At 67.9% G+C, this 20,401-nt stretch carries 14 protein-coding genes; 5 read left to right on the top strand and 9 right to left on the bottom strand.

Going from position 1 to position 20,401, the window contains the following annotated elements:
• Positions 1-20: 20 nt before the first annotated feature.
• The 4 genes from NM2_RS14755 to bioB all read right to left on the bottom strand — a co-directional run bounded on the left by NM2_RS14755 (position 21) and on the right by bioB (position 4,074).
• Positions 21-1,217, bottom strand: coding sequence for a dipeptidase (locus tag NM2_RS14755; protein WP_067668828.1), 1,197 nt, complete (start codon positions 1,215-1,217; stop codon positions 21-23).
• 833 nt (positions 1,218-2,050) lie between these two features.
• Complete coding sequence (locus NM2_RS14745) at positions 2,051-2,740, bottom strand: DUF2567 domain-containing protein (protein ID WP_067668823.1); 690 nt, start codon at positions 2,738-2,740, stop codon at positions 2,051-2,053.
• Positions 2,740-2,949, bottom strand: coding sequence for a biotin synthase auxiliary protein BsaP (gene bsaP / locus NM2_RS14740; protein ID WP_067669043.1), 210 nt, complete (start codon positions 2,947-2,949; stop codon positions 2,740-2,742). The genes NM2_RS14745 and bsaP overlap by 1 nt, the downstream gene beginning before the upstream one ends.
• A gap of 105 nt (positions 2,950-3,054) precedes the next feature.
• A complete protein-coding gene (gene bioB / locus NM2_RS14735) occupies positions 3,055-4,074 on the bottom strand; it encodes a biotin synthase BioB (protein ID WP_067668821.1) in 1,020 nt (339 codons plus the stop codon).
• 117 nt (positions 4,075-4,191) lie between these two features.
• Between bioB and NM2_RS14730 the strand changes: the two genes are divergently transcribed.
• On the top strand, positions 4,192-4,794 hold the full coding sequence (locus NM2_RS14730) for a TetR/AcrR family transcriptional regulator C-terminal domain-containing protein (protein WP_067668819.1): 603 nt from the start codon (positions 4,192-4,194) through the stop codon (positions 4,792-4,794).
• A gap of 162 nt (positions 4,795-4,956) precedes the next feature.
• Here the strand turns inward: NM2_RS14730 and bioD are convergent, their stop codons facing one another.
• The 3 genes from bioD to NM2_RS14715 all read right to left on the bottom strand — a co-directional run bounded on the left by bioD (position 4,957) and on the right by NM2_RS14715 (position 8,232).
• A complete protein-coding gene (bioD, locus tag NM2_RS14725) occupies positions 4,957-5,640 on the bottom strand; it encodes a dethiobiotin synthase (RefSeq protein ID WP_067668817.1) in 684 nt (227 codons plus the stop codon).
• A gap of 32 nt (positions 5,641-5,672) precedes the next feature.
• A complete protein-coding gene (locus NM2_RS14720) occupies positions 5,673-6,848 on the bottom strand; it encodes an 8-amino-7-oxononanoate synthase (RefSeq protein ID WP_067668814.1) in 1,176 nt (391 codons plus the stop codon).
• Positions 6,849-6,963: 115 nt separating this feature from the next.
• Entirely contained in the window at positions 6,964-8,232 is a 1,269-nt protein-coding gene (locus tag NM2_RS14715; RefSeq protein WP_084530987.1) for an adenosylmethionine--8-amino-7-oxononanoate transaminase, read from the bottom strand.
• Positions 8,233-8,405: 173 nt separating this feature from the next.
• Between NM2_RS14715 and NM2_RS14710 the strand changes: the two genes are divergently transcribed.
• The 3 genes from NM2_RS14710 to treY all read left to right on the top strand — a co-directional run bounded on the left by NM2_RS14710 (position 8,406) and on the right by treY (position 14,086).
• Positions 8,406-9,350, top strand: a complete 945-nt coding sequence (locus NM2_RS14710) for a bifunctional helix-turn-helix transcriptional regulator/GNAT family N-acetyltransferase (protein ID WP_067668810.1) — start codon at positions 8,406-8,408, stop codon at positions 9,348-9,350.
• A gap of 105 nt (positions 9,351-9,455) precedes the next feature.
• Entirely contained in the window at positions 9,456-11,624 is a 2,169-nt protein-coding gene (glgX, locus tag NM2_RS14705; RefSeq protein WP_067668808.1) for a glycogen debranching protein GlgX, read from the top strand.
• Positions 11,625-11,659: 35 nt separating this feature from the next.
• Positions 11,660-14,086 carry a malto-oligosyltrehalose synthase gene (gene treY, locus NM2_RS14700; protein ID WP_067669041.1) on the top strand — a complete coding sequence of 809 codons (2,427 nt, stop codon included), beginning with the start codon at positions 11,660-11,662 and terminating at the stop codon, positions 14,084-14,086.
• Between the two features lie 3 nt (positions 14,087-14,089).
• Here the strand turns inward: treY and NM2_RS14695 are convergent, their stop codons facing one another.
• Complete coding sequence (locus NM2_RS14695) at positions 14,090-15,277, bottom strand: T6SS phospholipase effector Tle1-like catalytic domain-containing protein (protein WP_084531017.1); 1,188 nt, start codon at positions 15,275-15,277, stop codon at positions 14,090-14,092.
• Between the two features lie 242 nt (positions 15,278-15,519).
• On the opposite strand from NM2_RS14695, the gene dnaE reads away from it, so the two are divergent.
• Entirely contained in the window at positions 15,520-19,065 is a 3,546-nt protein-coding gene (gene dnaE / locus NM2_RS14690) for a DNA polymerase III subunit alpha (protein ID WP_281182441.1), read from the top strand.
• A 126-nt stretch (positions 19,066-19,191) separates the two neighbouring features.
• Here the strand turns inward: dnaE and NM2_RS14685 are convergent, their stop codons facing one another.
• Positions 19,192-20,229 carry a LacI family DNA-binding transcriptional regulator gene (locus NM2_RS14685; RefSeq protein ID WP_245718032.1) on the bottom strand — a complete coding sequence of 346 codons (1,038 nt, stop codon included), beginning with the start codon at positions 20,227-20,229 and terminating at the stop codon, positions 19,192-19,194.
• Positions 20,230-20,401 lie beyond the last annotated feature (172 nt).

The raw sequence follows: 20,401 nt of genomic DNA, 5'->3' as shown, positions 1-20,401 counted from the left end.
CGCCGCGGATCGCCTGTCGCTCAGTCGTTTCCGTCGAGCCGGTCGATCGTCGCGATCGACGGCGACCGGGTGCGCTGTAGATCCCGGGCGACGTCCTCGGCATCGCGCAGCACCCGAACGGCGTTGTGCCAGGTGAGTTTTCCCAGCTCGGGCGTGGACCAGCCGCGATCGAGAAGTTCGGCGATCAGGTTCGGATATCCGGATACATCGTCCAGACCCGCTGTGACGAAAGCGATTCCGTCGAAATCGCCGCCGAGGCCGACGTGGTCCACCCCCGCCACTTCCCGCACATGCTCGACGTGGTCGGCTACATCGGCGACCGTCGGCACCGGTCGCGGATACGCGGCCTCGAACGCCCGCTGACATGTCATCGCGGCCGGACCCGTGTCGAGCGGATGGAAGCCGTGCGCACGCATATTGGCGTCCGCGTCCACCACCCATCGAGTCGCCGCGGGCAGGACGAACTGCGGAACGAAGGTCACCATCGCCACACCGCCGTTGGCGGACAACGACTTCAGCACATCGTCGGGGATGTTGCGCGGGTGATCACACAGTGCCCGCGCCGAGGAATGCGAGAAGATCACCGGCGCCGATGACACCGCGAGCGCGGCCCGCATGGTGTCGTCCGAGACGTGGGACAGATCGACCAGCATGCCGAGCCGGTTCATCTCCCGCACCACCTCCTCGCCGAATCGGCTGAGCCCGTTCACCTTCGGCTCGTCGGTGGCCGAATCCGCCCACGGCACATTGTCGTTGTGCGTCAACGTCATATATCGCACGCCCAGCAGATACAGCGACCGCAACGCAGCCAGCGAACAGTCGATACTGTGCCCGCCCTCCGCACCCATGAGCGAGGCGATCCTCCCCTCCGCCCGCGCGGCTGCCATATCGTCCGCACCGAACGCCGCCCGCAACCGATCCGGATACCGCGCGATCAACGCGCGTACGAAATCGATCTGCTCGAGCGTCGCGGCGACCGCCCGATCCCCCGCCAACCTCGACGGCACATACACCGACCAGAACTGCGCACCGACCCCGCCGTCCCGCAATCTGTTCAGATCGGTATGCAGAACCCCCGACTGATCCTGCGCCAGATCCAGCACATCCAGGTCATAACGCACATGCGAGCGCATCGCCCATGCCAGATCGTTGTGCCCATCCACCACCGGCGCATCCCGAAGCACCGCACGAGCACGATCGAACAGATCAGCAGCCATCCAACAGTTCTATACCTGCCCGACCACCGACCTGCCGATACTCGCCGGACACGCGGACGAACTCCGTCCGCCGGTGCCGCTATCCGGGTTCGGCCGATCCCGCGCGGAACGTTCCGCATCCGGTCGGTCCAACTACCCGCTCAACGCTCGACATCCCGCTTGCGATGCTTCGTACCACGCCGGTACGCTCGCCCGCTCGTAATCGGTTGTGCGGCACTGGATCTGCGCAGCTCATGGCGGGCGCGCCAAGCGGCGAGGCCGGCGCGTTCGGTGGGACGTTCCGCGGACCGGGCCACCGGGCGGGCACGATCTTCCGTGTGGGCCATCGCCGACCTCCTTTCCGTTCGTCGTCGGCTACTGGTTACCCACGGTAACCGCCGACAGCTGGGACGGCTATCGCATTTCCTGTGGGACAGGGGGTTCGAGGATCGGGTCAGGGCTGCACGACGAGACGTCTGCCTCGAGGTGCGGGATGTCGCCATGCGAATTCGATCTCGCTCGAGCGGGCGGGTTCGACATCGAAGGTGAGTTCGCCGGCGGTGGCCCACCGGACGACCTGCTGGTACGAAGCGCCGAAAGATGGCCGGTCGGCACCCCTGGCAGCGCCGTAGATCTCGACGCCGGAGGTGCAGGCTTCCGGCGGGGAGGGAGGGCGATCGCGGGACCGGCCGATTCTCCGGCCTGGATCAGTCGGGTCGGTGTAATGAGGGTGAATGCGTCCGGCACGAGGGTGCGCAGCAGGAGTTCGATGGGTCTCACCGGTCACGCCCTGAATCAGCACCGACGTGCGGCGAGCGAGTGGGATGCCGAGATCACGGCCTACCCGGCGTGATTCAGCGGGAGTCGGCACCCTCGAAAGGGCCGGTGTGGCCCAGGGAGATGCCGGTGGAAACCGGGGTGCCGTACGGGCCGTAGGAGATGTCGGGGGCGCAGGGAGGGTCGGCAGGGTCCACCCCGAGATCCTCGGAGGTGCTCAGGGCCGCCAGGAGGAGAATCACCAGGGCCGCGAACAACGGCTGGACCATGACGACGGTCCACGCGCCCGCCGAGAGATCGGAGTGGATCCAGTGATCGATGAGGGTGCGCCAGCCGTCGACCGTGGGCGGCATCGCGACGACGGTGTGCAGCGGCGGATTCGACGAGTGCGGGTGCATCCATCGGGCCGCGAGTTCACCGAGCCAGGACATCAGTTCCGCGCCGACGAGCGAGGCGAACAGCAAGGCGCACTGCATGATCGGGCCGCGCACCCGGCGCAGCCGCCATACCGCCGCGGCGGTCAGCACACCGACCACGATGGCGACGCACACGAACAGGGCGATCGCGTCGAAACGGTGACCGCTCTCCCCCGTCAGCGCCGCGCCACGATCGGGCTGCACGACGACGACCCGTTCGGTCGGGGCCAGCGCCGCCCACGCGACACCGCCGAGCGCGCTGACCAGCAATACCACGAGCACCACCGTGAGTGCGGCACGCACTTCACGCCGTCGCGAGACGGACGGTTCGGCGACACCCTGATGGATCATCAGCGATGATCCAGGGATTTCGAGTCGAGCACGCCGTGCCGGGAGCACTTGGCCCACCAGCCCTCGGGGTGCACCTGCACGATCATCCGGCGTCCGCACTGCTCACAGAACCGTGGCGGCTCGAGGCCGAGTGCGGCGGCCGCGGGGACCGGATCGTCGACGCCCGCGACGATCCGCTTACCCGTGAACGGGTTGTATCGCTCTTCCATATCGACGACCACTCTGCGAAACCCCTCGATGAAGTGCAGCGGCAGGGCTGCTCGACAATACCTTTACCGTACCGGCGGATCCGCGCCGCCCGGCCGCACCGCGATCTACAGGGTTTCGTTGAGCGCCTTGATCGGCATCTTCAGCTCGCCGAGCAGGTCCAGATCAGCCTCGGCGGGGCGGCCCAGCGTGGTCAGGTAGTTGCCGACGATGACGGCGTTGATGCCGCCGAGGATGCCCTGCTTGGCGCCCAGATCGCCGAGGGTGATCTCACGGCCGCCCGCGAAGCGCAGGATGGTGCGCGGCAGGGCGAGCCGGAACGCGGCCACGGCCTTGAGCGCCTCGGCCGCGGGCAGCACCTCGAGATCGCCGAAGGGGGTGCCCGGACGCGGGTTCAGGAAGTTCAGCGGAACCTCGTCGGGCTCCAATTCCGCCAGCTGCGAGGCGAATTCGGCCCGCTGCTCGATGGTCTCACCCATGCCGAGGATGCCGCCGCAGCACACCTCCATACCGGCCTCGCGCACCATGCGCAGGGTGCCCCAGCGCTCCTCCCAGGTGTGCGTGGTGACCACGTTCGGGAAGTGCGACTTGGAGGTCTCCAGGTTGTGGTTGTAGCGGTGCACGCCCATCGCGGCGAGCTGGTCGACCTGCTCCTGGTTGAGCATGCCCAGCGAGCAGGCGACCTGGATGTCGACCTCGTTGCGGATGGCCTCCACACCGGCGGCGACCTGCGCCATCAGCCGCTCGTCCGGACCGCGCACGGCCGCGACGATGCAGAATTCGGTCGCACCGGTCTTGGCGGTCTGCTTGGCGGCCTCGACCAGCGAGGGGATGTCCAGCCAGGCCGCGCGCACCGGGGACTGGAACAGGCCCGACTGCGAGCAGAAGTGGCAGTCCTCGGGGCAGCCGCCGGTCTTGAGCGAGATGATGCCCTCGACCTCGACCTCCGGGCCGCACCAGCGCATCCGCACCTCGTGCGCCAGGCCCAGCAGCTCCTCGAGCCGATCGTCCCCGAGCCGGAGCACCTCGACGGTCTGCTCCTGGGTGAGCCCGACGCCGCGCTCGAGCACCTGCTCGCGAGCGGTCGCCAGAATATCGACGTCGGTCTTGACAGGTGCCTGGGTCACAGCACGAATCCCTTCTTCTGGCCGGGGCGGCCGCGCAACGTGAACAATGTACTTGAACGGTGTTCAGGCTAAGGTACCTGGGGACAGGAGTCAAAGCTCGCCAGAAAGGGCCCGCCCGTGCAGCTGCACCGCACCGACGTCATCGATGGCGCCGTCGCCATTCTCGACCAGTACGGACTGGCCGATCTGACGATGCGCAGGCTGGCGACCTCGCTGCACGTCCAACCCGGGGCGCTGTACTGGCACTTCCCCAACAAGCAGGCGCTGCTGGGCGCGGTGGCCGACCGCATTCTCGCGCCGATGGAGGACAACGTCGACGCGGACGACTGGTCCGGACAAGTCACCGAGCTCGCCCACCGGCTGCGCTCATGCCTGCTGGCCTACCGCGACGGCGCCGAGGTGGTCTCGGCCACCTACGCCTCCCGCCTGACCACCAGCAAGGGCCGGGAACGGTTGGCCGGGGCGCTGATTCGCGGTGGGATGACCCGCGAGGAAGCCGATCAGGCCGCCTACACGCTGCTGTACTACGTCCTGGGCGGGACGGTGGACGAGCAGTCGCGCATGCAGATGGATTCGGCGGGCGCGCTGTCCGAGGACTCCTCACCGGTCCACGAATCCCTCACCGACAGCGAAACACCCAGTGCCACAGACCGTTTCGATTTCGGCCTGCAACTGTTCCTCGGCGGTGTCCGGCACCTGCTGGGCAGCCGGGTGCGCTGAGCAGCTATCCGCCGACGATCACGCCGAGAGATACCGCTCTCGGACCGGGTCGTTGCGGACCAACTCCACGCGGCGGCGAAAGAGCCTGGAGCCCAGCGCCTTGCCTCTTCCGCTCGAGAGATCTGCCGTGCGGGCGGGCATACTGAACTCGCCCGCCCACGATCACACCGTGAGGTAGCGCTGAGACCAGGCGGGCGCGAACCACCCAGGGGCGGATTCCGCGAAACGTTCCGGAGCCCAGCGTCCCGCGCCCTCCGGGATGCTGCCGACCAGGTCCACGCCGGTGACCGCGGGCAGGTCGTCGCGGTTGCAGATCGAGGCGAGATCCGGTGCCACAGGCCAGGATCCGACGACCAGGCCGGCGCAGCGCACTCCGGCGGCGGCCAGGGCGCGGGTGGTGAGTTCACTGTGATTGAGGGTGCCCAGGCCCGCGGCGGCGACCACCAGGACCGGTGCGTTCATCTTCTGGGCCAGATCCAGCAGCGTGAAATCGCCCATCCGGACCAGTAGTCCGCCCGCGCCCTCGACCAGGGTGAGATCGGCGTCGGCGAGCGATTCCACGCCCGCGGCCGTTTCCGCGAGAGTCAGCAGCGGGCTGCCGCAGCGGCGGGCCGCGGTGTCGGGGGCGAGCGGGTCGGGGTAGCGGGCCAATTCCAGTGTGCGCGTGACGCCCCCGAGCCGGCGGACCTCCGCGAGATCGCCGGGTTCGCCCGGCAGCACGCCGGTCTGGGCCGGTTTGCAGACCGCCACCGAACGTCCGGCCGCCCGCGCCGCCGCCGCCAGCGCCGCGGTGACGACGGTCTTGCCCACGTCGGTCGATGTGCCGGTCACGATCAGAACAGTCACGAGATCCTCACTCCCACAACAGGAAACAACGCTTACGATGCGGACGCGCCGGCGGACACGGCCTCTCGATGCGGATCGCGCGCCTGCGCCAGGACCTCACCCAGAACCGTTGCGATGGTGTCCATCTCGGCATCGGTGAGATCGGCGCGCGCGGTCAGCCGCAGCCGGGAGGTGCCCTCGGGCACCGACGGCGGCCGGAAGCATCCGACGTTCAGTCCGCGCGCCCGGCATTCGCAGGCGGCGTCGTAGGCGACCTGCGCCTTGCCGAGCACCACCGACACCACCGCCGAATCCGGCTGCGGCGCACCGGCGATGCGGGCGATCTGCGCCGCCCGGGTCAGCACCCGCCCGCCCATCTCCGGATCGCGACGCAGCAGTCCCAGCGCCGCGCGGGCAGCGCCGACGGCGGCCGGAGCCAGACCGGTGTCGAAGATGAACGTGCGCGCCGAGTCGATCAGATGTGCCCGCACCCGCGCACTGGACAGCACCGCACCCCCTTGCGCGGCAAGGGCTTTCGACAGTGTCGCGGTGACGATCAGATCGGGCAGCCCGGCCAGGCCGACCTCGTGCACCAGCCCGCGCCCGCCCGCGCCGCGCACGCCGATACCGTGCGCCTCGTCGACGATCAGCACCGCGCCGTTGGCCCGCACCACCCGATGCAGATCGGTCAGCGGCGCGAGATCACCGTCGGCGCTGAACACCGAATCGGTGAGCACCAGCGCCCGCTCCTCGGTGCGCTCGGCCAGCAGCCGGTCCACCGCGTCCACGTCGCGGTGCGGAGCGATCTCGACCCGGGCACGCGACAGGCGGCAGGCGTCGACCAGCGAAGCGTGACTGCCCGCATCGGACACCACCAGCGATCCGCGCCCGGCCAAGGCCGTGACCACGCCGAGGTTGGCGGCGTACCCGGTGGCGAACACCAATCCCGCTTCCGCACCGACGAATTCGGCCAACTCGGCCTCGAACTCCTCGTGCGCGGTCGTGGTCCCGGTGACCAGCCGCGATCCGGTCGAGCCGGTCCCCCAGGTGCGCACGGCATCGACCGCTGCCGCGATCACCTCGGGATGCCGGGACAACCCCAGATAGTCGTTGGACGCCAGATCGATCGCCGCGGCCCGCGGCTCCCGCGCCCGCAGCTCCCGCCGCAGCCCGGCGCTCACCCGCGCGGTAGCCCGCTCGTCCAACCAGCTCAACGGATCGGTAGTCACAGGAGAGCAGCATACTTGAACGCCGTTCAGGGGCAAGGCCGGGTATGTGTGCGAGCGCTACCTCGCCCTATTCGCGGGCACGCCACGGCAACGCCGGGACGACCCGCCGGCGAACTCAGCTCGCGGCGGCCGCGACGACGCCCGCGGTGATGCGCGCGATATCGTCCGGACTGCTGATGAACGGCGGCATCGTGTAGACGAGATTGCGGAACGGCCGCAACCAGACCCCGGCATCCACGGCGGCATGGGTGGCCTTGGCCATATCGACGGGATGATCGAGTTCGACGACGCCGATCGCGCCCTGCACCCGGACGTCCACCACACCCGGAACCTCTTGTGCCGCAGCCAATCCGGCGGTCAGCCGGGCCTCGATCCCGGCGACCTCGCCGTACCAGTCGCGCGCGAGCAGCAACTCGATCGAGGCGACCGCGACCGCGCAGGCCAGCGGATTGCCCATGAAGGTCGGCCCGTGCATGAGCCCGCCGTGCCCGGCGCTGATCGTCTCGGCGATCCGCGAAGTACACAGGGTCGCGGCCAGAGTCAGATATCCGCCCGTGAGGGCCTTGCCGACGCACATCACGTCGGGCCGCACGCCGACCCGGTCCGCGGCGAAGAACGTTCCGCTGCGGCCGAACCCGGTCGCGATCTCGTCGAACACCAGCAGTACGCCGTGCTCGTCGCAGAGGCGGCGCAGGTCGTTCAGGTAGTCCGGGTGGTGGAAACGCATGCCGCCCGCACCCTGCACGATCGGCTCGACGATCACCGCGGCGGTCTCGTCCGCGTGCTCGGCGAGCAGGCGTTCCAGTTCGCGGACGTACTCCGGCTCGTACTCCTTCGGCGGCACGGGGGCGAAGATCTGCTCGGTGAGCACGTCGGTCCACAGCGAATGCATGCCGCCCTCGGGATCGCACACGCTCATCGGGGTGAAGGTGTCGCCGTGATAGCCGCCGCGCCAGGTGAGCAGCCGACGCTTGCCCGGCTTGCCCAGCGCCCGCCAGTACTGCAGGCACATCTTGGCCGCCACCTCGACCGACACCGATCCCGAATCGCACAGGAAGACCTTGTCCAGCCCGTCCGGGGTGTGCTCGACCAGCAACTGGGACAACCGCACCGCGGGCTCGTGGGTCAGACCGCCGAACATGACGTGACTCATCCGCTGCGCCTGCTCGGTGAGCGCCGCGTCCAGTACCGGGTGCCGATAGCCGTGTACCGCCGCCCACCAGGAGCTCATCCCGTCGACCAGTTCGCGACCGTCGGCCAGGGTGAGCCGGGTTCCGGCGGCGGAGGCGACGACCAGCGGTTCGGTGGGGGCGGGGAAACCGCCGTAGGGATGCCACACGTGGGCGGCGTCCAGCGCGGTGATCTCGTCGGGGGTCAGTGCCACGGCAATCCTTCACGAGAGCGTCCTTGAACGTCGTTCAAGTTACCATCGGCGGCCCGCTCCCCCGCATTCGCACGCGAAAACCGATCCGCGCCGGGAGATACCCAGCTATCTTTTGACGGAGTCAAAGAATATTCTGACCAAGTCAAAGATAAGCGAACCGGAAGCGGAGCACCATGAACACCGCCCTCACCCCGAGCGCGAACCACGTCACCCCCGAGCACATCGATGCCGTCCGCGAATTCAACCGCCGCTACACCCGCTTGATCGGCGTCCTGCACGAACACCTCGTCGATACCGACTTCTCGCTGACCGAGGCGCGAATCCTGTTCGAACTGGCCCACTCCGAGACCGCGGACGTCGTCGAAATGCGCCGGAACCTGGACCTGGATCCCGGCTATCTCAGCCGCATCCTCGCCCGTTTCGCGCAGGACGGACTCGTCGAGCGACAACGCAGCGATCAGGACGCGCGTCGCCAGCAGGTGCGGCTGACCGACCGGGGCCACGCGGTCTTCGCCGACCTGAACGAACGCTCCAGCCGCGACGTCGCCGACCTGCTCGCGGACCGTCCCGCCGCCGACCGGACCCGCCTGGTCGAGGCCATGCACATCATCGAAACCATTCTGGACGGCCACCAGGAACCGGTGCGCATCCGCGAACCCCGTCCCGGGGACTACGGCTGGGTGATCTCCCGCAACGCGGCGCTCTACGCGGCCGAGTACGGCTGGGACGGCAGCTACGAAACCCTCGTCGCGCGGATCGTGACCGGTTTCCTGGAATCGCACGACCCGCACACCGAGCGCGCCTGGATCGCCGAATCCGGCGGCGAACGCCTCGGCGCGGTGTTCTGCATGCGCGAGGACGACAGCACGGCCCGGTTGCGGTTGCTGCTGGTGGAACCGTCCGCACGCGGCCGGGGCGTGGGCAGCGCCCTGGTCGGGCACTGCCTGGAATTCGCCACCGCCGCCGGATACCGCGAGATGGTGCTGTGGACCAACGACGTGCTCACCTCGGCCCGGCACATCTATCAGCGGGCCGGATTCGAACTCGCCGAGTCCGAGCCGCACCACAGCTTCGGCAGGGATCTCGTGGGCCAGACCTGGCGTCGCGCACTGCGCTGATCCACCGCGCAACCCGGCTCGGGCGACCGCCCGAGATGCGTGGAACGCCACATCTCGCGGCCCACCCGCACCGGGTACCCAGCAACGCCCATTACTGTCGGAGGCATGGTTGCACCCGACGCACTCGGTGAGGCCCGGCCGCTCGGCGTCTGGCCGGGGACCGCGTACCCGTTGGGAGCCACCTACGACGGAGCCGGAACCAACTTCTCCCTCTTCTCCGAAGTCGCCGAGCGGGTGGAATTGTGCCTGATCGGACGGGACGGCGCGGAGGCCCGCATCCCGCTCGAGGAGGTCGACGGCTACGTCTGGCACGCGTACGTGCCCGCGGTCGGCCCCGGACAGCGCTACGGATTCCGGGTGCACGGCCCGTTCGAGCCCGAGCGCGGACTGCGCTGCGATCCGAGCAAGCTGTTGCTCGATCCATACGGCAAGGCGTTCACCGGCGAGTTCGGCAACGATCCGTCGCTGTACACGTTCGGCCGGGATTCGCTGGGGCACACCATGACCGGCGTCGTGATCAACCCGTACTTCGACTGGGCCGACGACCGCGCGCCGCGGCGGCCCTACCACGAGACGGTCATCTACGAGGCGCACGTCAAGGGTATGACGATGACGCATCCGCAGGTGCCGCCCGAACTGCGCGGAACCTATGCGGGGATGGCGCATCCCGCGATCGTCGAGCATCTGACCGGACTGGGCGTCACCGCGGTGGAGCTGATGCCGGTGCATCAGTTCGTGCACGATCGCATGCTGCTGGACAAGGGGTTGCGAAACTACTGGGGGTACAACAGTTTCGGCTATCTGGCCCCGCACCACGAATACGCCGCCGATCCGCGCGCCGGGGCCGCGGTCACCGAATTCAAGGCGATGGTGCGCGCGTTGCACGCCGGTGGGATCGAGGTGATTCTCGACGTGGTCTACAACCACACCGGCGAGGGCAATCACCTGGGACCGACCCTGTGCCTGCGCGGTATCGACAACGCGGCGTACTACCGTCTGGCACAGGATGATCCGCAGCACTACGTCGACTACACCGGCACCGGCAACAGCCTGAACGTACGTCATCCGCACACCCTGCAGCTGATCATGGATTCGCTGCGCTACTGGGTGCTGGAGATGCACGTCGACGGATTCCGCTTCGACCTGGCCGCCACCCTGGCCCGCGAACTGCACGACGTGGACCGGCTGTCCACCTTCTTCGATCTGGTCCAGCAGGATCCGGTGGTGAGCCAGGTCAAGCTCATCGCCGAGCCCTGGGACGTCGGCGAGGGCGGCTATCAGGTCGGCAACTTCCCGAGCCTGTGGACCGAGTGGAACGGCAAATACCGTGACACCGTGCGTGATTACTGGCGCGGCGAACCGGCGACGCTGGGCGAGTTCGCCTCTCGGCTCACCGGCTCGTCGGATCTGTACGAGGCCACCGGTCGCCGCCCCGGGGCCAGTATCAACTTCGTCACCGCGCACGACGGGTTCACCCTGCGAGACCTGGTGTCGTACAACGACAAACACAATCAGGACAACGGCGAGGACAACCACGACGGCGAGAACTACAACCGATCCTGGAACTGCGGCGTGGAGGGACCGACCGACGATCCGCGAGTGCTGGCGCTGCGAGATCGCCAGACGCGCAACCTGATCGCCACCCTCGCGCTCTCGCAGGGCACCCCGATGCTGCTGCACGGCGACGAGATGGGCCGCACCCAGCTCGGCAACAACAACGCCTACTGTCAGGACTCCCCGCTGTCCTGGCTGGATTGGTCCCTGGCACAGAAGAATTCGGAACTATTGCAGTTCACCCGTATCGCCCTGGCGCTGCGCTCGGAACATCCGGTCTTCCGCCGCCGCCGCTTCTTCGACGGCCGCCCCGGCGCGGACGACGACCGCGACGGCCGCCTGGACGCCCCCGACATCGCCTGGCTCACCCCTGCCGGTACCGAAATGACCGCCGCGGACTGGGATTCCGGATTCGGCCGCTCCCTGGCGGTCTTCCTGAACGGCTCGCGGATCAACGAGCCGGGACCGCGCGGCGAGCGCATCCGGGACGATTCGTTCCTGCTGTGCTTCAACGCCCACGACGAGCCCATCGAGTTCACCCTCCCGGGACCGGATTTCGGCACCCGGTGGTCCGTGGCCCTGGATTGTTCGACCCCCACCGGACACACATCGATCGATTACGACACACCAGCCGTGGTCGAGGTGCCGGACCGCTGTCTGCTGGTACTACGCCGGACCGACCGGCACGATGTGCAGCAGCCGGCATGGGCGAGGATGTAGGGCCGCACGCACGCCATGATGAGATCAAGACAGAGATGACAGAATTCGCTTCCCCCGAGTCCCACACCACACCGGTGCTCCGGCAGACGAACGTCCGCAGCACCTACCGGTTGCAGCTGCGACCGGACGCGCTGACCTTCGCCGATGCCCGCGCGATCGCGGAATACCTGCAGCAGCTGGGCGTCTCGCATCTGTATCTGTCTCCGATCATGACTGCGATGCGCGGCTCCACGCACGGCTACGACGTCACCGATCCGACGACGGTGTCCGCGGCGCTGGGCGGCCCGGGCGGGCTCAAGGCGCTCTCGGACGAGTTGCGCAGCCGCGGAATGGGTTTGATCGTCGACCTGGTGCCGAACCATGTCGGAGTGAGCGATCCGCGGCAGAACCCGTGGTGGTGGGATGTGTTGTGCCACGGCCGCAAATCCCAATTCGCGCACTTCTTCGACATCGACTGGAGTCCGAACAACGGCGCGGGCGGGCGCTTGGCGCTGCCGGTGTTGCAGAACGAGAACGATCCGGCCGCACTGACCGTCGATCGCAGCGGCCCGGAACCGATGCTGGCACTGCACGATCTGCGCTTCCCCATCGCCCCGGACACCGACGGGGAGAACGCGCTGCGGATCCACGACAAGCAGCACTACCGCCTGGTCAGCTGGAAGGCCGGGATCTGCACCTACCGCCGGTTCTTCTCGGTGTCGAGCCTGGCGGCGATCCGGCAGGAGGATCCGGCGGTCTTCGAGATCACCCACCGCGAACTGGCCGCCTGGTGTGAGCACGATCTGATCGACGGTGTGCGCGTGGATCATCCGGACGGGCTGGCCCATCCCGCGGCCTATCTGGCGCGCCTGCGGCGGCTGATCGGCCCGCATCGGCTGCTGTTGGTGGAGAAGGTGCTGTCCAATCGCGAACCCCTGGACGCGATGCTGCCCATCGACGGCACCACCGGCTACGACGCGCTCGCGGATCTGGGCGGTGTGCTCATCGACGCGGACGGTGAGAAGGCCCTCACCGAGCTCTCCCGCAAGTACTGCGGGCACGGCAGCAACGGTGCGTGGATCGGCAACAACGAACATCGCATCAAACGCGCTGTGGCCGAGACGATGCTGGTGCCCGAGATCCGCAGGCTCGTCGCCGCGATCAAACGCGATGCGGGCGTCAGCGGCATCGACACCGCGCCGATCAGCGATATGGCGCTGACCAACGCCACCATCGAGGTGCTCTCGTTCATGCCGGTGTACCGCACCGACTACGCACCGCTCGCGGGCATGATGACCGCGGTGGTGCAGAAGGTGTGCAAGCGCAACAGCGAACTGACCGCGCCGCTTTCGGTGCTGGTCACCGCGCTGGCGGCGAACGGCGAGGCGGCCGTGCGGCTGCATCAGGTGTGCGGCGCGGTGACCGCGAAGGCCGTCGAGGACACCATGTACTACCAGGGCGCGCGACTGGTCTCGCTGCAGGAGGTGGGCGGCAATCCGGCCCGGTTCGGCCGGTCGGTGCTGGAATTCCATCTGGCCAATTCCGAACGCGCCCAACGCTGGCCCGCCACGATGACGACGCTGAGCACCCACGACACCAAGCGCGGCGAGGATGTGCGCGCCCGGATCGGGGTGCTGTCCCAGGCCGCGGACCTATGGTCCGAATCGGTGCCCCGCTGGTTCGAGAACACCCCGCCCCCGGACGAGGCGACGGCATTGTTCCTGTTGCAGAACATGTTCGGGATGTGGCCCAACGACGGACGGCCCGCCGCGACGGTCGCGGGCCTGCGCGAGCGGCTGCACCTGTTCGCGGAGAAGGCCGCTCGCGAGGCCGGGACCAAAACCTCTTGGGAGGAACCCGATCTCGAATTCGAGTCCGCGCTGCACCAGTGGATCGACGCGGTGATCGACGGCCAGGTCGGCGGCGGACTGTCCGAGACGGTGATCAAACTCGCGCCGCACGCGTGGTCCGATGCGTTGTCGCAGAAGCTGCTTCAGCTCTGCGGGCCCGGCATCCCGGACATCTATCAGGGCTGTGAGCTCTGGGAGGATTCGCTCGTCGATCCGGACAACCGGCGTCCGGTCGATTTCGGGCATCGCCTGTCGATGCTGCAATCACTCACCGGCACACCGGAACTGGACTCCAGCGGTGCGGCCAAGATGTGGATCGTGGCCTATGCGCTGTGGCTGCGGCGCGAACGTCCCGAATGCTTCGTCGGCGGGGCGTACACGCCGCTGTTCGCCGCGGGCGACCGCGCCGGACATCTGATCGCCTATGCCCGCGGCCGGGTCGACGAGCCGCCGCAGGTGATCGTGGCCGCCACCCGGCACAGCGTCCGGCTGAACGAGACCGGCTGGGGCGATGCGGCATTGGATCTGCCGCAGGGCACCTGGACCGACCGCCTCACCGGGCACACCTTCACCACCCGCGTCCGCCTGGAGAAGCTGTTCACCCGCCTGCCGGTCGCCCTGCTGGTGCGGTAGGGGTCAGGCCCCGACCGGTTCCGCCGGGGCGGGACTCGGCGCGGGCGTGTCATCCGCGGCGGGAGCCGGTGTGGCAGTGGGGTTTCCGGTCTCCTCGACGGGGATGTGGTCACCGCACTCCTGCGCCCAGCGCCGCACGTTCGGCGGGTCGTATCGCGCACCGGGTTTCGCACAGGAGGCCAGGTACACCCGCTTGTCCTCGGGCGCTGCCAGCCGCCGCCAGGCGTCCCGGTAGAACCGCGGGTTGCGCGGATGGAACAGCAGCCCGACCAGGTTCAAGAACCGGTAGCCCAGGGTCAGGTTGTCGCTCGGATGCACCGGCCCGGTGGCGGACTCGCCGCGTTCGAAGATCTTGGCCAGCAGTTCGTCGTCGAATTCCAGGCCCTGTTCCCGCGCCTCGCGCACCATCCAGCGCAGCGACCGGTCCGACAGGCGGCTGTCGGGCATGCCGCCGCCGACATCGGTGTGGCAGCCCTCGAACCACACCTGCTTGACCCGATCGGGCCGCTGCTGGTTGACCCCGGCCTCGTCGGTGATCTCCCACAGGCAGGGTTCGTAGATGCGGCGACGCTCGTCGACGGCCAGTGCCTGACGCGCGGTGTGCACCTGCGGCGACAGCCGCAGATCGTGGAATCCGTAGTTCCCCGAGGTGATTCCGGGAACGCCCATCGCGCCGACGGTGTCGAAGACGCCGATGAATTTGATCGGCACCGGGCTCTGGCAGTGCTGGCGGCGGAATTCGGCCCACTCGGCCGGGTCCGGATCATCCGGATGCGACTTGCGCTGCCGGAAGATCCGCATCGCCTCCGGATACCGGCCCTCGATCATCGCCTCGGGTGTCAGCAACCCGATCCGGTTGATCAGACCGGTGAGACTTCGCGCGATATATGCGCCGCGGCTGAACCCGAAGACGAAGATCTCGTCGCCGGGCTCCCAGTTCAGCACCAGCTGCCAATACATGGTGGACAGCCCGGCGTCCAGGCCGAGCCCGAACATCCCGCCGAGATACTTGTCCAGAAGGTATCCGCGCGAGCCTGGCCCGTCGGTGTAGAACACCCGCTGCCCGACCGAGCCCCCGGCTGCCGCCGTGGTGTCCAGCCGGACCGATTCCGCGATCTTGACGACATTGGTCACCAGCGGATTGCTCGCCGTTCCCCAGGTGCCGTCACAGCACACAACCAAACGTTTCATCAGTGGATCCTCCCGCCCCACGCATATGCCTTGCGCGCGTAGCGAACTACCCGAATCGGCCCGGGGATCTCGCGCACAGCCACATCATTCCCCCAAAACGCCTCCCCCACACACTGGTTTTCGGCACGGGGCACTCGCATCGAGCCCCGCCCGACACGACTCGGCCGCTATCACATGCGCTTTCGCACGGGCCTCGGCCCACCTCCCCGATTCCTGTCGTACCCGGGGCATAATCTCTAGCCGTGTCAGCCTCGGGATTCGTTCACCTCCACAACCACACCGAGTACTCGATGCTCGACGGCGCGGCGAAGATAACGCCCCTGTTCAAGGAGGCCGAGCGGCTCGGCATGACCGCCGTCGGCATGACCGACCACGGCAACATGTTCGGCGCCTCGGAGTTCTACAATTCGGCCCGCAAGCAGGGCATCAAGCCGATCATCGGCATCGAGGCGTACATCGCGCCCGAGTCCCGCTTCAACACCAAGCGCGTGCAGTGGGGCGACCCGAGCCAGAAGGGTGACGACGTCTCGGGTTCGGGCGCCTACACCCACATGACGATGGTCGCGGAGAACGCGACCGGTCTGCGCAACCTGTTCAAGCTGTCCTCGCTGGCCTCGATCGAGGGGCAGCTAGGCAAGTGGTCGCGCATGGACGCGGAGATCATCGCCGAGCACGCCGAGGGCATCATCGCCACCACCGGCTGCCCCTCGGGCGAGGTGCAGACCCGGCTGCGCCTGGGTCACGAACGCGAGGCGCTCGAGGCCGCGGCCAAGTGGCAGGAGATCTTCGGCAAGGAGAACTTCTTCCTCGAGGTGATGGACCACGGCCTGTCCATCGAGACGCGGGTGCGTCAGGGGCTGCTCGAGGTCGGCCGGAAGCTGGGCATCCCCGCGCTGGCCACCAACGACTGCCACTACGTGCACGAGACCGACTCCACGAACCACGAAGCGCTGCTGTGCATCCAGACCGGCAAGACGCTCTCGGACCCGACCCGCTTCAAGTTCGACGGCAGCGGCTACTACCTCAAATCCGCCGACGAGATGCGCGCCATCTGGGACGCCGAGGTGCCCGGCGCCTGCGACAACACGGTGGCGATCGGTGAGCGGGTGCAGTCCTACGAGGACGTGTGGACCCACCGCGACCGGATGCCGATCTTCCCGGTCCCCGAGGGACACGACCAGGCCAGCTGGCTGCGCGAGGAGGTGCGCCGCGGCCTGGACCGCCGGTTCCCGGGCGGCCCGCCGCAGAAGTACATCGACCAGGTCGAGTACGAGATCGGCGTCATCCTGGAGATGGGCTTCCCGGCCTACTTCCTCGTGGTCGGCGACCTGATCAACCACGCCCGCGAGGTCGGCATCCGCGTCGGCCCCGGCCGTGGTTCGGCGGCCGGTTCGCTGGTCGCCTACGCGCTGGGCATCACCAATATCGACCCGCTGCCGCACGGTCTGCTGTTCGAGCGGTTCCTCAACCCCGAACGCGTGTCGATGCCCGATATCGATATCGACTTCGACGATCGCCGTCGCGGTGAGATGGTGCGCTACGCCTCGGAGAAGTGGGGCAGCGACCGCGTCGCGCAGGTCATCACCTTCGGCACCATCAAAACCAAGGCCGCGCTGAAGGATTCGGCCCGAGTCCTGCACGGCCAGCCTGGTTTCGCCATCGCCGACCAGATCACCAAGGCGCTGCCGCCACCGATCATGGCCAAGGACATCTCGGTCTCGGGCATCACCGACCCCGAGCACGAGCGGTACAAGGAAGCCGCCGAAGTCCGCACCCTGATCGAGACCAATCCGGAGATCGCCAAGATCTACGAGACGGCCAAGGGCCTCGAGGGCCTGATCCGCAACGCGGGCGTGCACGCCTGCGCGGTGATCATGTCGAGTGAGCCGCTCACCGACGCGATCCCGGTGTGGAAGCGCGCGCAGGACGGCGCGATCATCACCGGCTGGGACTATCCGTCGTGTGAGGCCATCGGCCTGCTGAAGATGGACTTCCTGGGTCTGCGCAACCTCACGGTGATCGGTGACGCGCTGGACAACATCAAGGCCAACCGCGGCGTCGACCTGGACATGGACAATCTGCCGCTGGACGACCCGGCCACCTTCGAATTGCTCTCGCGCGGTGACACTCTCGGCGTGTTCCAGCTCGATGGTGGTCCCATGCGGGATCTGCTGCGGCGCATGCAGCCCACCGCGTTCGAGGACATCGTCGCGGTCGGCGCGCTGTACCGCCCCGGTCCGATGGGCATGAACGCGCACAACGACTACGCCGATCGCAAGAACAACCGGCAAGAGGTCAAGCCGATCCATCCCGAACTCGAGGAGCCGCTCAAGGACATCCTCGGTGAGACCTTCGGCCTGATCGTCTACCAAGAGCAGATCATGCACGTCGCGCAGAAGGTGGCCGGCTACTCGCTCGGTCGAGCGGACATTCTGCGCCGCGCGATGGGTAAGAAGAAGGCCGAGGTCCTCGAGGCCGAGTTCGAGGGTTTCGAGAAGGGCATGCTGGAGAACGGGTTCTCCAAGGCCTCGATCAAGGCGCTGTGGGACACCATCCTCCCGTTCGCCGGATACGCGTTCAACAAATCGCACGCCGCCGCCTACGGCCTGGTGTCGTACTGGACCGCCTATCTCAAGGCGAACTATCCGGCCGAATACATGGCCGCCCTGCTCACCAGCGTCGGCGACGACAAGGACAAGGCCGCGGTCTACCTGTCCGACTGCCGCCGCCTGGGCATCACGGTGCTGCCGCCGGATGTGAACGAGTCCGAGCACAACTTCGCCTCGGTCGGCGCGGACATCCGCTTCGGGCTGGGCGCGGTGCGCAACGTCGGCGCGAACGTGGTGGCCTCGATCATCTCCGCGCGCAAGGAGAAGTCGAAGTTCACCGACTTCTCCGACTACCTGAACAAGATCGACACCGTCGCCTGCACCAAGAAGGTCACCGAATCCCTCATCAAGGCAGGCGCTTTCGACTCGCTCGACCATCCCCGCAAGGGTCTGCTGCTGGTGCACTCCGACGCCATCGACGCGGTGATGTCCACCAAGAAGGCCGAGGCGATCGGCCAGTTCGACCTGTTCGGCGGGCTGGACGACGGTGACGAATCGATGGCCTCGGTGTTCAATGTGAAGGTTCCCGACGAGGAGTGGGAGTCCAAGCACAAGCTCGCGCTGGAGCGGGAGATGCTGGGCCTGTACGTGTCCGGGCATCCGCTCAACGGTGTCGAGCATGTCCTCGCGGCACAGGCGGATACGCCCATTCCGTCGATTCTGCAGGGTGATGTCAAGGACGGCGCTCAGGTCACCATCGGCGGCATTCTGGCCTCGGTGAACCGCCGCGTCAACAAGAACGGCCTGCCCTGGGCCTCGGCCCAGCTCGAGGATCTCACCGGTGGGATCGAGGTGCTGTTCTTCCCGCAGTCGTATTCGGTGTACGGCATGGACGTGGTCGACGACGCGGTGGTGCTGGTCAAGGCCCGCGTTTCGCTCCGCGACGATCGCATCTCGCTGATCGCCAACGATCTGGTGGTGCCGGATCTGTCCGCGATCGGCGTGGAGAAACCCCTCGCCGTGACCATCCCGACCCGCTTGTGCACTCCCGACAAGGTCAGCGCCCTCAAACGCGTCCTGTCCAGTCACCCGGGCACCGCCGACGTCCATATCCGCCACGTCGGCTCCCGGGAGAAGACCACCGTCCTCAAGGTCGCCGACAACCTGCGCGTCTCCCCGTCATCGGCACTGATGGGCGACCTGAAGGCGCTGCTTGGGCCGGGTTGCTTGGTGAGTTAGCGGGACACGAAACGTTCGCGGGCGTGCCCTTCCGTTCCTGATTCCGGAAGGTCCGTCGCGGGAGTCCCGGCCGTTCTCGGAGCGCGAAGGCGATGCGATCCTGCGCCGAGGCCGGGCGCGCGGAATTTATCGCGCGGGTGGGGCGGTGCTCTCACGGACGACGAGGGTCGGCACGACCGGGGGTGGTTCGGGGACGTCGGTGTCGGATTCGAGGAGTTGGAGCAGCAACTGCATGCTGCGGCGGCCGACCTCGTCGAAGTCCTGGCGCATGGTGGTCAGGGGCGGGGTCAGGTAGGCGGCTTCGGGGATGTCGTCGAAGCCCACCACCGAAATATCTTCGGGGACACGGATTCCGCGTTCGGCGAAGGCCCGCAGCAGGCCCAGGGCCATCTGGTCGTTGGCGGCGAAGACCGCGGTCACCCCGGATTGGGCGGCGAGCACCTGGCCCGCCTCGTAGCCCGAGCGGGCGCTCCAATCGCCGCCGATCAGCGGCGGGATCTCCGCACCGGCCGCCTCCAGGGCGCGGCGCCAGCCTTCGGCGCGGTCGCGCGCCTCGAGCCAACCGGCCGGGCCGGAAACGTGCCAGACCGTGCGATGGCCCAGGTCCAGCAGGTGTCGCACGGCCAGGCGGGTGCCCTCGAATTGGTCCACCGCAGCGGCGGGGAGTCCGGCGTCCTGACCGGCCTCGACCGCGACCACGACCAGTTGGCGGGGCATGCTGTGCAGTGCGGCCGCGGTGGTCTGCTGCGGCGCGATGACGATCACCCCGTCCACCCCCTGATCGGCGAGGGTGTTGACCGCCGCCAGCACGCTGGGCCGGTCCACGGTCTCCAGGGTGGCGATGCTGACGCCGTAACCCGCTGCGCGCGCGGCCCTTTCGATACCCAGCATCATCGATGCGGGGCCGAAGAGCACGGTGTCGAAGGTGACCACGCCGAGCACCTTGGAACGTCGGCTGACCAGGCCGCGGGCCATCGCGTTGGGTCGATAGCCCAGCGCCTCGACGGCGGCCAGAACGCGTTCGCGCGTCTCGGCACGCACCTGCGGGCTGTCGTTCAGCACGCGCGAGACGGTCTGATGTGACACACCGGCCAGCTTGGCCACATCCGTCATCACCGCCGGACGGCCTGCCTTTCCCGGGGGGCGCCCGTTCCGGTCTCTCACATCCCCACCTTCCGTGCCGGACCACCGGCGTAGATCCATGACTCAGGTTAGCGCCCGCACCGATCCGTGCATCGCCCGCCCGTCCCGCGGTGAATCATCGTGCGCCTCAACCGATGCCGGAGGCGGGACGGTTCGGGTCTGCCGGGGGAAATTTCCGAACATTGGTATGTTA

The organism is Nocardia miyunensis NBRC 108239, from assembly GCF_001613065.1.
Classification (GTDB): Bacteria; Actinomycetota; Actinomycetes; order Mycobacteriales; family Mycobacteriaceae; genus Nocardia; species Nocardia miyunensis.
This window is presented reverse-complemented; position numbering and strand designations above follow the sequence as displayed.

Bases quoted from the DNA above. Each gene is read 5' to 3' on its own strand.
- NM2_RS14745 (WP_067668823.1), bottom strand. From the start codon at position 2,740: ATGATCCATCAGGGTGTCGCCGAACCGTCCGTCTCGCGACGGCGTGAA.
- NM2_RS14755 (WP_067668828.1), bottom strand. From the start codon at position 1,217: ATGGCTGCTGATCTGTTCGATCGTGCTCGTGCGGTGCTTCGGGATGCG.
- NM2_RS14695 (WP_084531017.1), bottom strand. From the start codon at position 15,277: ATGAAACGTTTGGTTGTGTGCTGTGACGGCACCTGGGGAACGGCGAGC.
- glgX (WP_067668808.1), top strand. From the start codon at position 9,456: ATGGTTGCACCCGACGCACTCGGTGAGGCCCGGCCGCTCGGCGTCTGG.
- NM2_RS14710 (WP_067668810.1), top strand. From the start codon at position 8,406: ATGAACACCGCCCTCACCCCGAGCGCGAACCACGTCACCCCCGAGCAC.
- bsaP (WP_067669043.1), bottom strand. From the start codon at position 2,949: ATGGAAGAGCGATACAACCCGTTCACGGGTAAGCGGATCGTCGCGGGC.
- treY (WP_067669041.1), top strand. From the start codon at position 11,660: ATGACAGAATTCGCTTCCCCCGAGTCCCACACCACACCGGTGCTCCGG.